The organism is Bradyrhizobium sp. Ce-3 (assembly GCF_022835695.1).
Lineage (GTDB): Bacteria > Pseudomonadota > Alphaproteobacteria > Rhizobiales > Xanthobacteraceae > Bradyrhizobium.
The window spans coordinates 559,057-571,862 of record NZ_BQUV01000003.1; the positions used below are offsets into that span (position 1 = coordinate 559,057).

Sequence of the window (12,806 nt, forward strand, 5' to 3'; positions counted from 1 at the left end):
ACATGAGCGGACCGTTGTCGAATGTTCGCGTGGTCGATTTTTCGCGTGTGCTTGCAGGACCGTTGTGCGCGCGCACGTTGCTGGACCTCGGCGCTGAAGTGATCAAGATCGAGCCACCGCGACCGGACGTCTCGCGGTTTGCGCACCCCGCCAAGCCGGGGATGTCGGGATATTATGCGCAACAGAACGCAGGCAAGCGTAACGTCAGCATCGATCTGAACGCCGAGGGCGCTCGCGAGATTGCGCTGCGGCTCTGCGACACCGCCGACGTCATCGTTGAGAATTTCAGGGCCGGAACACTGGCATCATTCGGCCTCGATTATCAGACGATCGCAAGCCGCAATCCCCGCGTGATCTATGCGTCGATCACCGGTTACGGCCAGGGTGGGCCGTGGCGCAGCCGGATGGCCTATGCGCCGACGGTCCAGGCGGAAAGCGGCTTCACCTCGAACAGCCTCCGGCACTATGGCGGCGATCTGAGTGCCGAGCGGACCGACAGTCTGTCCCACGCCGACGTCTACACAGGGTTGCAGGCGGCGATCGCGATTCTTGCGGCGCTCCAGAGCCGCGAAAAGTCCGGCAAGGGGCAATATATCGACGTCGCGATGGCCGCGACATTGATGGCCGTCAATGAACGTGCGCACGTCGATCTCGGGGACTTCGATCTCGGTGACGAGCCAACGATCCTGGGCGCGACCGACTGTCCGTTCTTCACCGGACCGGGAGGCGAGCGCTTCACCGTCGCGACGAGCATGGTATGGTCGCTGACCTTCCCGAACTACCTGCGTGCGATGCGGCGGGCGGATCTCGCGGATGATCCCCGCTTTGCGACGGCGGCGCTCAGGAAGCAAAACCTGGACGCGCTGCATGCGATCATTCAGACATGGATGCTGACGTTCGCTGACATGGCTGCTCTGGATGCGCAGTTCGACGAGGCGAAGATCGCAATGGGCGAGATCCGCTCGATCGAACACCTGGCGACGACCGACTGGTCGTCTTACTGGGGCGCCGTACAGGAGGTGTCCGACCGCAATGGCGGCACCTATCGCTTGCCGGGACGGCCATGGCACTTCTCTCAAGATGACCTGACCCCGATCGGCGACCCGGCGCTCCGCGGCGAACACAATCGCGATGTTTGCACCGAACTCGGCTTCAGCGAGGAGGAAATCAGCGCAATGGTCGAAAGTGGAGCGCTCGTCGCGCCATCGGCGGCGACCCGCTGGAGCTGAGGGCAACTGAATGACCGCGGGATCCTGGGTTCCGGATGCGGACGGCTCCGGCTTCTCTTTGGCCAATTTGCCCTACGGGGTCGCCGAGCTCGCGACGAACGAATTCCATGTTTGCGTCGCAATCGGCAACCACGCCCTGGATCTTGCGGCCGCCGCCGCCAAAGGATTGTTCGATACCCTCGATATCCCTCTGACGGTATGGCGCCAGGCGGCGTTGAACGCTTTCCTCGGCCTTAGCGCTGAGAAACGTCGCGCGGTCCGGGAGCGGATACGCAGCCTGCTGTCAACTCCCGACCCGCGGAAACGAGCGGCCGTAGAGGCCTGCCTGCTCGACCGCAGTGCGTTGAGAATGACGAGCCCGATCGCGCCTGGGGACTTTGTGGACTTCTATTCAAGCTATCACCACGCGGTTCGGACGATGCAGCTCATGCGCGCCGAACTGAACGCCAATTGGACATCGATGCCCGTCGGGTATCACAGCCGGACGGGTACGATCGTCGGTACCGACCAGCCGATCTTCAGGCCGAAGGGACAAATACTCACGCCTGATGGTCCGATCTATGCGCCGACACGGGCGCTCGATATCGAGCTCGAGATCGGGTTCGTGATTTGCCGGGCCTCGAAGCGCGGACAGCCGATCAGCGTATCCGAGTTTGGAGACTACGTCTTCGGTCTCGTCTTGCTGAACGATTGGAGCGCGAGAGATTTGCAGCGCTTCGAAAGTGCCCCGCTTGGACCCTTCCTGGCAAAATCATTCTGTACGCAAGCGGGGAGCTGGGTGGTGCCCCTCGAGGCACTGACGGAATATCGAGTGGAGAAAAATCCCGAGCATCAACAGCCAACCCTGGGCTATCTCAGGCATGGCGAGAAGTGGTCGTTCGATATCTCGCTTGAAATCTCGATTTCATCGACGGCCATGCGGGAACGCGAGCTGCCGCCTCAGCGAGTTAGCCAGACGAACTTTCGCGACATGTACTGGGACGGCGCACAGCAGCTTGCGCATCTCACGGGCAATGGAGCTTCGGTGCGGGTCGGCGACCTCTACGGATCCGGGACGGTCTCCGGTCCGACCGAAGATAGCGCCGGGTGCCTCGTCGAGTTGACCCAAGGCGGGGTCAAGAAAATCGTGTTGAGTGACGGCTCGACGCGGGACTACCTCCAGGATGGAGACCGCGTCGAACTCAGGGGCGTTTGTGAAAAGGCCGGGCATCCTGCAATCGATTTCGGAAGCCTGGCAGGAACTGTTCATCCTGCGCTCTAGAAGCATTTTTTGAAAACCGTCCCGAGCCCAGGTTCACCGTCTCAGAGCCTCGGCCCCAGGGTTTTATTTCAAATCCTATTGACTATAGTTCTGCAAGTGAGCTTTGGCCCGGCGCCTGCTCTCCGCAAGCCAAGATGGATCGGTATGGCAAACAAGAAAAGTCTCGATGAGTCGTGTCCGGTCGCGCGAACGCTCGACATTGTGGGTCAGCGTTGGACGCTGCTGATCATCCGTGATCTTCTTCCAGGCACCATGCGGTTCCAGGATCTGCAGGAGCGTCTGCCTGGAATGGCGCCGAACGTGCTCTCGGATCGCTTGAAGACGCTCGAGGCCCATGGGCTCGTGCGTCGCGAATTCTATTCCGACCATCCTCCGCGCGCTGCTTATAGTCTCACCGACCGAGGTCAAGAACTTGGCGTGGTCGTCCTGGCCCTCGCACGATGGGGCGTACGAAACGTCGGCGGCAAACTGAACAGGGGACTTCGCCACGACGAATGTTTCAAGCACCTGCAGCAAGCGACTGACGCGCTGGTCCGTCGTCCGGTGGAACGGGTAAAGGCGGCCCGGGAAAGTCGCCGCTAGCTCATATCGCCGACTGCAGGGCGCGGACCTTCCCGGTCCCTCGTCGCTCCCGCGTTGCTCGAGCTTCGCCGGACACGCTTTGCCGTTTCGGCCGTCGCGTGGCTGCGCCACGCGTAGCGCGAAGGACGAAGCGTGGTGCCCCTGGCCGGAATCGAACCAGCACTCCTTGCGGAACTCGATTTTGAGTCGAGCGCGTCTACCAGTTCCGCCACAGGGGCATTCGCGATGGTCCAAGGACGAGAAAAGCCCCGGGGGTCGCGAAGCGCGGCGGACTATAGCGGGCCGCCCGTCACGGTCAACCCGCGCGGATGTGATTGTCCCGCGGCTCGACAGCGGTATTTTCGCGCGATACGACCCGGATCGAGCATGAAGCTGGGGCCATGACCCTTTCGGACGATGCTCGCAGGAGGACTGCCGTGACGCTCGCCACCGCCCATCCGTCAGATGCTTCCACGGCCGGCAATCCGGCGCTGACCTCGGCCCTGGCGATTGCCGTGATCGCGGCGGCGACCTTGGCCGGCGCCTGGTTCTTCCAGTTGGTGCTGGAGATCATGCCCTGTCCGCTCTGCCTCGAGCAGCGCTATGCCTATTACCTCGCGGTCCCGCTCGGCGCCGTGGTCGCACTCGCAGCCGCCCGCGGCGCGCCGCGCCCGCTGCTGCTCGCAGGCCTTGCGGTCCTCGGCCTCGCGGCGCTCGCCAACGCCGGTCTTGGCGGCTATCACGCCGGCGTCGAATGGGGGTTCTGGCCGGGGCCGACCGATTGCACCGGTCCGCTGGTGGATTTCGGCAAGGCCGGCTCGCTGCTGGATCAGCTCGACAAGGTCAAGGTGGTCCGCTGCGACGAGGTGCAGTGGCGCTTCCTCGGCATTTCGCTGGCCGGCTACAACGTGCTGATCTCGCTCTTGATGGCCGCGCTCGCCGGCTGGGGCGTGATGCGGGCCGCGCGGGCATAAGGTTGACACGCACGCTTTCTCGTTATCCCTCATGCTGAGGAGCGCGTAGCGCGCCTCGAAGCATGACGGCCCGGCCGGTGGCCGTTCATCCTTCGAGACGCCGCTTCGCGGCCCCTCAGGATGACGGTTGGTAGACCTAATCGTCGACGTCGTCCTGCGGCCGTCCGAACAGATGGATGATGCCCGGCGTCGAGATGGTGACGAACAAAAACCGCGACAGATGATGCGCGCCGACGAAGATCGGGTCGATGTGTAGTGTCAGCGCCAGCGCCAGCATCGCGTCCATCGCGCCGGGCGCGAAGGCGACCACGACGTCGGCGAGCCGGACATGGGTGGTGAAACCGATCACCGCGACGAACACCGCCGAGATCAGGATCGCAATCGCAAACGAGCCGAGCCCGGCATTGACGTGGCTCAGCAGGGTCGAGGTCTTCATCCGCGCGAAGCGGGTGCCGATAATGGCGCCGATGCCGACCAGCGCGATATTCCGCAGCCAGGGCGGCAGGCCGCCGTCGACCAGGCCCGAGCCGTGCAGCAGGCCGGAGGCGAGCATCGCGCCGAACATCCAGCTGGCGGGGAATTTGATCCAGCGCAGCAGCAGCGAGACCCCGATCGACAAGGCGACCAGGGCTGTGATGCCGAACGGCGAGGCGACCGTGGTCGGCAGCGGCGGGGGCGCCGCATGCGTCACGCCGGTCAGCGCCAGCACCAGTGGCAGCGCCGCGGTCAGGATGATGACCCGCATGGTCTGCACCACGGCGATCGCGGCGACGTCGGCGCCCTTCTCGGCGGCCAGGATCGTGATCTGGGACAGCGCGCCGGGGCTGCCGGCGAGGAAGGCCGAGGTCTGGTCCCAGCCGTGGACGCGCTGCAGATAGAGGCTGGAGCCGAAGGTCGAGCAGAACGTCGCCAGCGCTAGCAGGGCAATGGTCAGCGGATAGGAGCTCATGTGCTGCAGCAATTGCTGCGACATCAGCGAGCCCAGCGAGATGCCGAGCAGCACCAGCACCGACTGCGTCAGCACCGCCGGCACCGCAAGCGGCCGGCCGGCCAGTGCCGCGATCGCAACCGCGGTCATCGCACCCGAGATCAGCCCGCCCGGCAGTCCCGCCCATAAAAACAGCAGGCCGCCGCCGGCGCCGATGACGAGAGTCTCGAGCCCGTTCAGAACTTTGCTGCGGTCGGGAATGGCGGTCGCCATCGAAGCGCGGATCAGGGTCACGCCGCCTTATGGCAAATTCGCAACCACCGGACAATTGCATCTCGCGATTGCAGCATTGCGCCGGAAAACGCGGGCACGCCTTCCCTCACCCTCCCCTGGAGGGGTCGAGACGAGCAAAGCTCGCTCTTGGGTCGCTTCGCATGAAGCGAAGCGCAATGCGGAGCGGGGTGGGGTGGGGTGATCTCTCAACACGGGCAGCACCCGACGCGCGAGACCCGTCACCCCACCCCGCCGCTCATTTCATTCGCGCCGACCCAAGAGCGAGCTTTGCTCGTCTCGACCCCTCCAGGGGAGGGGGGCCGATCGCAAGTCCTACTTTACTTCGTCGCCGCGGGCGCCATGGCGCCGCCGCCCGACTTTTCCTTCTTGCACTCGGAGCGGAATTTCTTGCGCTCCTTGCCGTGCAGGCCCTTGGCATCGGCTTCCTTCGAGCATTCCATCGACTCGGCCGTGCGCGGCTTGGCTTCCTTCGGCGCCTTGGCTGCAGTGGCCGCCGGGGCGGCGTCCTTGGCGGCGGGCGCGGCAGTTTGCGCGAAAGCTCCGCCCATCAGCAGCAGGGAGGCAAGGGCGGTTGCGGTCGCGAGCGTGGAAATTGTCTTCATGGGGCACCTCGTGAGGAAAGGAGCCGAAACGTCGCGCGGCGATGCTGAACCGTGGATGAACATGCCGCGGTCCTGCCGCCACAATATTTTAGCGCCCGGGCGCGCCCGCACGTTGTCGCAAGTCGGGGTTGCGCTAGGATAATGGTCTTACGCCAATGCCCCCCAAAGGGAGACCAGGGATGACCATTCAGACCAGATTGTTGTGCGTGATTGCAGTGTCGGGCTTTGCAGCCTTTGCGGCGAGCGCGCCGGCGCAGGCCCTGACCGCGCAGGAATGCAGTGCCAAGTACCAGGCGGCCAAGTCGGCCGGCACCCTTGCCGGCCAGAAGTGGAATGATTTCCGCAAGGCGCAATGCGGTGCCGACGCGACCCCGGCCGCGGCGCCCGCCGCCGCTCCGCCGCCCGCTGCCGCCGCGCCCGCTCCGGCCGCGCCGAAGGAAGCCAAACGGGAGGCCGCCCCGGCCGCCGCACCGGCGATGCCGGCCGGACCCGCCGTGTTTCCGAACGCGGTCGATCCCAAATATGCCAAGGAAACCGAAGGCAAGCAGCGCATGCACAGCTGCCTCGACCAGTACAATGCCAACAAGACCACGGGCGGCAACGGCGGCATGAAGTGGATCCAGAAGGGCGGCGGCTATTACAGCGAGTGCAACAAGAAGCTCAAGGGCGCCTGAGCCGTTCGACGCTGATTGAAGAAGGCGGCCGGCACCGAGCCGGTCGCCTTTTTATTTGCCGTCGTCGAGCAGCTTGTCCGCCGATTGCGCCAGCAGCTGCGCGCGCTTGCGCGGGCCGCGCTCGAGGAACAAGAGGCTCTGGCCGAAGATGAAGCAGTAGAACAGGAAGGCCTGCGCATCGGCCTCCTCGGCCCCGAGCCCCGTGGCACGGTAGAGCTGCCCGACATTCTTCAGCCGCGCGGCGTCGACGCTCGCGGCGGCGGTGGCGGCGGCCTCGTCGGTGCGCGCCCATTGCCGGATCGCAAGCTCGACCGCCATCGCCTCGGTGTTCATGCGCTCCGAATAGAGCGTGATGATCGCCTTCAGCCGTTCGCGCGCGCTGGCACCGTCGAGCGCGGTCTGCTTCTCGATCGATGCGATGCGGCCGTCGCGCCACCGCGTCAGCATGGTCTCCAGCAGCGCGGCACGATCCCTGAAGCGGCGGTAGAAGCCGCCCTTGGTGACGCCGAGATTCTTCGCCAGCACCTCGACCCGCACGCCGTCGACGCCGCTATGCGCGAGTTCGGCAAAGCCGGCCGCGACCCAGACGTCGCCCTTGCTTTCAGTCATGTGATCTCCGCGGGCCGGGTCTGATACGGCACCGTATTGCTAGCCTGCTTCGCTCCTGATACGCTACCGTATCAAAAACCGGAGGAGGGGTACCATGGAGGGCGAGGCGACCTACCGCGGCACGGTCTATCCCTGGCACTGCGACCACATCGGCCACATGAACGTCATGTGGTATGTCGGCAAGTTCGACGAGGCGAGCTGGAACATGTTCGCGCGGCTCGGCCTGACCCCGAGCTATCTGCGCGAGTCCGGCCGCGGCATGGCCGCCGTGCAGCAGAACATCTCCTACAAGCGCGAGCTGCTTGCAGGCGACCTCGTCGAGGTCAAGAGCCGGCTGGTCGAGTTCCGCGACAAGTCGATCCGCATGCTGCACGAGATGCGCAACGCCGAAACCGGCGAGATCGCGGCGATCTGCGAGATCGCCGCCGTGCATATCGACCGCGCCGCGCGCAAGGCGGCGCCGTTCGCGCCGGCGATCCGCTACGCCGCGATGCCGCATCTCGTGCCGTCAGAACCGGTGAGCGCCTGACCACGATGCCCCGCTTCGAACCGAAGAATCCCGATTACCGTGCGGTCGCCGCTGATACGTTCGCGCGCCAGCGCGCGATGCAGACGCTTGGCATCTCGATCGCGCGGATGGAGCCGGGCGAAGTCGATCTCGCGATGCCCTATGCGCCGGAATTCTGCCAGCAGAACGGCTTCGTGCATGCCGGCATCATCACCGCGGGTCTCGACAATGCCTGCGGCATCGCCGCCTTCACGCTGATGCCCGCAGGCTCCGACATCCTCACCGTGGAGTTCAAGACCAATCTCTTGGCGCCGGCGCGCGGCGAGCGGTTCGTGTTCCGCGGCGTCGTGGTCAAGCCCGGCCGCACGCTGACCGTCTGCGACGGCCGCGCCTATGCGGTGCAGGACGGCATCGAGACGCTGGTCGCGACGATGAGCGGGACCTTGATGGCGTTACAGCGGCGGGCGTAAGCAGCAATCGGGACGAACAACCTTTCCCCGTCATGCTGAGGAGCCGCGTAGCGGCGTCTCGAAGCATGGGCGGCCCGGCTGGCGGCCGTCGACCCTTCGAGACGCGCTGCGCGCTCCTCCAGCGACAAAGGCGAAGCCTTTGCGCGGGGGTGACGGGACTCAGAGACGCGTGCTTGGGGCAGGCGTGCCCAACATCCGCGCAGGCGCTCAAGAGCAGGTGCATTGACAAGCCATCGCCACGCCGACCTGATAGGCACATGTTCCGCGTGAGCGCCTTGTCATGATCGCCAGCCTCAGCCTGATCCTGCTCTGCCAGCTGGTTGGCGAGGTTGCCGTGCGTGCGCTCGCCGTGCCGGTGCCGGGTCCGGTGGTCGGGTTGGTGCTGCTGCTGTTGCTGCTGCTGGCGCGCGACCGGTATCCTGCGCTGGCGCGCGGGCCGCTCGGCAATGACGGCGTCGAGAGCGCCAGCCGCGGCATGCTCGCCAATCTCTCGCTGCTGTTCATTCCGGCCGGCGTCGGCGTGGTGCAGAAGCTCGATTTGCTTGCCGAGCACGGCATCGCGATCCTGGTGATCCTCGCAGTGTCGGTCATCGTCACGCTGCTGGCGACGGTCGCGACCTTCGTCGCGGCGAGCAGTCTCTTCTCGCGCGAGGACGAGGCGCCGTGAGCGACAATCCGTTCTCGCTCTGGGTCTATCTCTCTCAGTCGCCGCTGCTCTGGCTGACGGTGACGCTGGTGACCTATGCCGCGACCGATGCCGTGTCGCTGAAGACGCGGCGCCACCCCCTCGCCAACCCGGTGCTGCATTCGCTGTGGATCATCGGCGCATTCCTGCTGCTGACCAACACCTCCTACACCACCTATTTTGCCGGCGCGCAGTTCGTGCACTTCCTGCTCGGGCCGGCGACGGTGGCGCTCGCGGTGCCGCTCTACGAGAACCGCAGGCGGGTTGCGGCCGCGGTGCTGCCGATGCTGGTTGCACTCACGGTCGGCTCGCTCACGGCGATCGTTTCGGTGGTGCTGCTGGCGCGGGCCTTCGGGCTGCCGCGCGAGATCATCCTGTCGCTGGCGCCGAAATCGGTGACCGCCGGCGTCGCGATGGGCATCAGCGAATCCCTGCATGCCGATCCCTCGCTGACGGCGGTCTCGGTGATCCTGACCGGCATCATGGGGGCGATCATCGTCACGCCGTTGATGAACTTCACCGGCATCACCGATTTTCGCGGCCGCGGCTTCGCCGCCGGGATCGCCGCCCATGGCATCGGCACGGCGCGCGCCTTCCAGGTCGACGAGGTCGCGGGCGTGTTTGCCGGCATCGCGATGAGCCTGAACGCGCTGGTCACCTCGCTGCTGGTGCCGCTGGCTGTGACCTATCTGCTGCGCTGAGCATGATCCGGAAAAGTGGGGACCGGTTTTCCGAAAGATCATGCTCAAATCGAGAGAAGCCCAGTTGCAGGGCAGTTTTGTGCTATTGGTATGGCGCTCGGCAGTAAATCCTTCTAGGGTTGCCGCCACAAACGCGAGTCTGTTCCCCTTGGTCTTCTCCGCAACTCAGAGCCTGCTCGGGCTGGCATCGGGCATGCTGGTCGGCTTTTCGCTCGGCCTGGTCGGCGGCGGCGGGTCGATCCTTGCCGTACCGCTGATGGTCTATCTGGTCGGCGTGCCCCAGCCGCATGTCGCGATCGGCACCTCGGCGATCGCGGTCGCCGCCAACGCCGCGATCAACCTCTCCAACCACGCCCGCGGCGGCACCGTGATCTGGTCCTGTGCGCTGGTGTTCGCGCTGGCAGGCATGTTCGGCGCGTTCGGGGGCTCGATCCTCGGCAAGATGCTGGATGGGCAGAAGCTGCTTGCCCTGTTCTCGATCGTGATGCTGGTCATCGCGGGTCTGATGCTGAAGACCCGCGCGCGGGTCGGGCTGACCGACGTCAAGATCTCAATGTCCAACATGCCCGCGATCATCGGCCTCGGGCTCGCGACCGGAACCATGTCGGGCTTCTTCGGCATCGGCGGCGGCTTTTTGATCGTGCCGGCGCTGATGCTGGCGACCGGGATGCCGATCATGAACGCGGTCAGTTCCTCGCTGGTGGCCGTCACCGCCTTCGGCATGACCACGGCGTTGAGCTATGCGTGGTCCGGGCTGGTTTCGTGGGGGCTGGCGGGGCTATTCGTCGCCGGCGGCATCGCAGGCGGCCTGTTGGGCACACGCAGCGCCCGGCACCTGTCGGAACGCCGCGGCGCGCTCAATATCGTGTTTGCGACCGTGATTATTGTCGTGGCGATCTATATGCTGCTGCGTAACATCAATGTGTCCTGAACGTAGAAGGGCGGGGAGCCCTTCCGAAAGCCAGCTATGAATCATCTGACGACATCGCCCCTGATCAACGCCGGCGCCACCCGGCGCAACGCGCTCGGCCTGATCGGTGCCGGCATCGCGCTCTTGGTCGCGGGGGGCGCGCGCGCCGAGGACGACAAGGTCCTGACCGAGCAGCAGGTGCTGCGCGATCCGGATATTCCAGTGATCGGCAATGCCAAGGGCGACATCACGATCGTCGAATGGTTCGACTACAACTGCCCGTATTGCCGCAAGCTGGCGCCGGAGCTGCGCCAGGTGGTGCAGGACGACGGCAAGGTCCGCCTCGTGCTGAAGGATTGGCCGATCCTCGGGCCGGTCTCCAAGGTCGCGGCGCGAATGGCGCTGGCGGCGAAGTACCAGGACAAGTTCGAAGCTGCGCACGAGGCGATGATCTCGGTCAATTCGCGCATCACCGAGCCGCGCATTGCCGAGTTGCTCTCGGGCGCCGGTCTCGACATGGATCGGCTGAAGAAGGATCTCGATGCCAACGCCAAGGCGATCGATGCGCTCCTCGCTCGCAACAATGAGCAGGCGATGGCGTTCGGCTTCAACGGCACGCCGTCTTTCATCGTCGGCAAGTATCGCGTGCCGGGCGTGCTCAGCATCGATCAGTTCGAGCAGGTGATCGCCGACGCGCGCAAGGCCAATATGGGCCGCAAGACCGAGCAGAACTAGCGGACGCTCAAGCCGAGCCCTTCCGCTTGGCATAGGCGCGCCGTGCGCGCTCGCGATTGCCGCACACTTCGCTCGAGCACCATCTGCGGGTCCGGTTCGGGCTCTCGTCGACGAAGAACCAGCCGCAGCCATCGGCCTCGCAGCATCCGACGCGGCCGGCGTCGTCGGACGCCAGCAGGGCCGTCAGCGACCAAAGCACCGGCCATAGCGGCTCCGTCACATCACTCCCCGCCAGCGCATGGCGATAGCCGCGATCCTGCCGCACCAGGTCGGGTTGCCTTGGAGCCGCTGCAAGCAACCGGTTGACGAGACCGAGGTCCGCGGCGCGGCCACCGCGCAGCGCGTCCGAGATGTTCCAGATGTCGCGGCGCAAGTCATATGCCTTCTGCATCGCGGCCACGGCAACGCTGCTCGCCGCATGCGCCTTCAGCTTCCTGATCGCGGCGAGCGGCAAGGTCCCGCGGCGTTCGCTCCAGGACAGCAGCGCCGCATAATCCGGGATCAGCTCCTGCGGATCGTTCGAGGTCCGCCAGTCGAGCGTGTTCGCGAAGTCGAGGCAGACCCGTCCACCGAAGAACTGTGTCGCTGCCCGCGCGGGATCCCTTGACATCACGGCCTCTCACAAAGTCTAATCTAATGGTCATGACCATTACAAGTACTCAGTCATCCCGACCTGTCGCAACGATGACAACCGCCGGCTTCCGGCGGGGCCTGGTTGCGGCGCTGCCTTTCCTGCTCAGCAATGGTGCCGCCGGCCTGGTGATGGGACTGACCTACAAAGGGCTTGGGTTGGGAGCTGCGCATGCAATCCTGTTCAGCCTGCTGGTCTACTCCGCCACGGCGCAAGCGATCACGCTGAGCATGTGGGCGAGCCCGCTGCCGGTTGCCGCCATGGTCGTTGCCTGCATCGCCACCAATTCACGATACTTACTGATGGGCGCCCATCTGCGCCAGCTGTTTGGCGGACTGGCGCCCCGCAAGATGCTGCCCACGTTGTTTCTGCTGGCTGACGCGTCGTGGCTGATGACGAATTCGGACGCTGACCGCAACGGGCCCGACGCCGGCTATCTGTTGGGATCGAGTATCCCGATGGCGATCGGTTGGGTCGGCGGCACCGGCCTTGCCTATGCCGCGCCGCTCGCCGCCAACGGATCGCTGAAGCTCGCCGCCGCACTGCTGCCGACGATGTTCATCGCGACCCTGCTACCCAGCCAGTGGAAGAACGCGAGATCGCCGTGGCCGTGGCTGACCTCGGCCGTCGCGGCGCTTCTCGTCGCCCGGTTCGTGGATCCCAGCTGGTCCATGCTGATCGGGGGCGGATGCGGCACGCTCGTGAGCATGATGGAGCGGAAGGATGGATGATCTGCAGGTGCTCGGTGTCGTCTGCATCCTCGGCGTCACCTGCTATGCGATGCGCGCCGGTGGATACGTGCTCGCCGCGTCGATGCGCGACGACGGCATCGCTGCGCGGTTTCTCAGACTCGCGCCCGGCAACCTGTTCATCGCATTCATTGTTGGCGGTTGCATGTCCGGCGGGCTGGCAGGTCTCGTCGGGACCGTGGTCGCGCTGGTCACGATGGCCGTCACGGCCAGGGAATGGGCCGCACTGAGCGCGGGGTTCGCTGCGGCCTTCGCGGCTTCAGCGATCGTGCCGTGACGTCGGCG

At 65.3% G+C, this 12,806-nt stretch carries 17 protein-coding genes and 1 tRNA gene; 13 read left to right on the plus strand and 5 right to left on the minus strand.

All coding sequences use genetic code 11. From position 1 onward, the window contains the following. Positions 1 to 2 precede the first annotated feature (2 nt). The 3 genes from BRSPCE3_RS13680 to BRSPCE3_RS13690 all read left to right on the plus strand — a co-directional run bounded on the left by BRSPCE3_RS13680 (position 3) and on the right by BRSPCE3_RS13690 (position 3,072). Positions 3 to 1,229: a CaiB/BaiF CoA-transferase family protein gene (locus tag BRSPCE3_RS13680; RefSeq protein WP_244066336.1), complete on the plus strand. Its 1,227-nt coding sequence runs from the start codon at positions 3 to 5 to the stop codon at positions 1,227 to 1,229. Between the two features lie 10 nt (positions 1,230 to 1,239). Continuing rightward, positions 1,240 to 2,490, plus strand: a complete 1,251-nt coding sequence (gene fahA, locus BRSPCE3_RS13685; protein WP_244066337.1) for a fumarylacetoacetase — start codon at positions 1,240 to 1,242, stop codon at positions 2,488 to 2,490. Between the two features lie 144 nt (positions 2,491 to 2,634). Next, positions 2,635 to 3,072: a helix-turn-helix domain-containing protein gene (locus tag BRSPCE3_RS13690; RefSeq protein WP_244066338.1), complete on the plus strand. Its 438-nt coding sequence runs from the start codon at positions 2,635 to 2,637 to the stop codon at positions 3,070 to 3,072. Between the two features lie 133 nt (positions 3,073 to 3,205). Here BRSPCE3_RS13690 and BRSPCE3_RS13695 read toward each other — a convergent pair. Then, positions 3,206 to 3,290 (minus strand) — tRNA-Leu (locus BRSPCE3_RS13695). Between the two features lie 162 nt (positions 3,291 to 3,452). Here BRSPCE3_RS13695 and BRSPCE3_RS13700 point away from each other — a divergent pair. Beyond that, positions 3,453 to 4,025, plus strand: coding sequence for a disulfide bond formation protein B (locus BRSPCE3_RS13700; RefSeq protein ID WP_244066339.1), 573 nt, complete (start codon positions 3,453 to 3,455; stop codon positions 4,023 to 4,025). A gap of 136 nt (positions 4,026 to 4,161) precedes the next feature. Here the strand turns inward: BRSPCE3_RS13700 and BRSPCE3_RS13705 are convergent, their stop codons facing one another. Then, positions 4,162 to 5,247 (minus strand): AbrB family transcriptional regulator, encoded by a 1,086-nt coding sequence (locus BRSPCE3_RS13705; RefSeq protein ID WP_375709904.1) that lies wholly within the window; start codon positions 5,245 to 5,247, stop codon positions 4,162 to 4,164. 317 nt (positions 5,248 to 5,564) lie between these two features. Further along, positions 5,565 to 5,849, minus strand: a complete 285-nt coding sequence (locus BRSPCE3_RS13710; protein ID WP_244066340.1) for a PsiF family protein — start codon at positions 5,847 to 5,849, stop codon at positions 5,565 to 5,567. A 179-nt stretch (positions 5,850 to 6,028) separates the two neighbouring features. Here BRSPCE3_RS13710 and BRSPCE3_RS13715 point away from each other — a divergent pair, with 179 nt between their 5' ends. Continuing rightward, a complete protein-coding gene (locus tag BRSPCE3_RS13715) occupies positions 6,029 to 6,523 on the plus strand; it encodes a hypothetical protein (protein ID WP_244066341.1) in 495 nt (164 codons plus the stop codon). Positions 6,524 to 6,574: 51 nt separating this feature from the next. Here BRSPCE3_RS13715 and BRSPCE3_RS13720 read toward each other — a convergent pair whose 3' ends face one another. Next, the gene (locus tag BRSPCE3_RS13720; protein ID WP_244066342.1) at positions 6,575 to 7,132 is read right to left on the minus strand and encodes a TetR/AcrR family transcriptional regulator; all 558 of its coding nucleotides are present in this window, start codon (positions 7,130 to 7,132) and stop codon (positions 6,575 to 6,577) included. A 94-nt stretch (positions 7,133 to 7,226) separates the two neighbouring features. Here BRSPCE3_RS13720 and BRSPCE3_RS13725 point away from each other — a divergent pair, with 94 nt between their 5' ends. The 6 genes from BRSPCE3_RS13725 to BRSPCE3_RS13750 all read left to right on the plus strand — a co-directional run bounded on the left by BRSPCE3_RS13725 (position 7,227) and on the right by BRSPCE3_RS13750 (position 11,141). Continuing rightward, the gene (locus BRSPCE3_RS13725) at positions 7,227 to 7,661 is read left to right on the plus strand and encodes a thioesterase family protein (RefSeq protein WP_244066343.1); all 435 of its coding nucleotides are present in this window, start codon (positions 7,227 to 7,229) and stop codon (positions 7,659 to 7,661) included. 5 nt (positions 7,662 to 7,666) lie between these two features. After that, positions 7,667 to 8,110: a PaaI family thioesterase gene (locus BRSPCE3_RS13730; protein ID WP_244066344.1), complete on the plus strand. Its 444-nt coding sequence runs from the start codon at positions 7,667 to 7,669 to the stop codon at positions 8,108 to 8,110. 280 nt (positions 8,111 to 8,390) lie between these two features. Next, positions 8,391 to 8,777 carry a CidA/LrgA family protein gene (locus BRSPCE3_RS13735; protein WP_244066345.1) on the plus strand — a complete coding sequence of 129 codons (387 nt, stop codon included), beginning with the start codon at positions 8,391 to 8,393 and terminating at the stop codon, positions 8,775 to 8,777. Then, positions 8,774 to 9,496, plus strand: a complete 723-nt coding sequence (locus tag BRSPCE3_RS13740; protein ID WP_244066346.1) for an LrgB family protein — start codon at positions 8,774 to 8,776, stop codon at positions 9,494 to 9,496. The genes BRSPCE3_RS13735 and BRSPCE3_RS13740 overlap by 4 nt, the downstream gene beginning before the upstream one ends. A 193-nt stretch (positions 9,497 to 9,689) precedes the next feature. Then, positions 9,690 to 10,427 (plus strand): sulfite exporter TauE/SafE family protein, encoded by a 738-nt coding sequence (locus BRSPCE3_RS13745; RefSeq protein ID WP_244066541.1) that lies wholly within the window; start codon positions 9,690 to 9,692, stop codon positions 10,425 to 10,427. Between the two features lie 36 nt (positions 10,428 to 10,463). After that, on the plus strand, positions 10,464 to 11,141 hold the full coding sequence (locus tag BRSPCE3_RS13750; RefSeq protein ID WP_244066347.1) for a DsbA family protein: 678 nt from the start codon (positions 10,464 to 10,466) through the stop codon (positions 11,139 to 11,141). 7 nt (positions 11,142 to 11,148) lie between these two features. Here BRSPCE3_RS13750 and BRSPCE3_RS13755 read toward each other — a convergent pair whose 3' ends face one another. Then, on the minus strand, positions 11,149 to 11,751 hold the full coding sequence (locus tag BRSPCE3_RS13755) for an ABATE domain-containing protein (protein WP_244066348.1): 603 nt from the start codon (positions 11,749 to 11,751) through the stop codon (positions 11,149 to 11,151). A 74-nt stretch (positions 11,752 to 11,825) separates the two neighbouring features. Between BRSPCE3_RS13755 and BRSPCE3_RS13760 the strand changes: the two genes are divergently transcribed. Both BRSPCE3_RS13760 and BRSPCE3_RS13765 read left to right on the plus strand, forming a co-directional pair. Next, on the plus strand, positions 11,826 to 12,503 hold the full coding sequence (locus BRSPCE3_RS13760; protein ID WP_244066349.1) for an AzlC family ABC transporter permease: 678 nt from the start codon (positions 11,826 to 11,828) through the stop codon (positions 12,501 to 12,503). Further along, the gene (locus BRSPCE3_RS13765; protein ID WP_244066350.1) at positions 12,496 to 12,798 is read left to right on the plus strand and encodes an AzlD domain-containing protein; all 303 of its coding nucleotides are present in this window, start codon (positions 12,496 to 12,498) and stop codon (positions 12,796 to 12,798) included. Before BRSPCE3_RS13760 ends, BRSPCE3_RS13765 begins: the two co-directional genes overlap by 8 nt. The last annotated feature ends 8 nt before the right edge of the window (positions 12,799 to 12,806 follow it).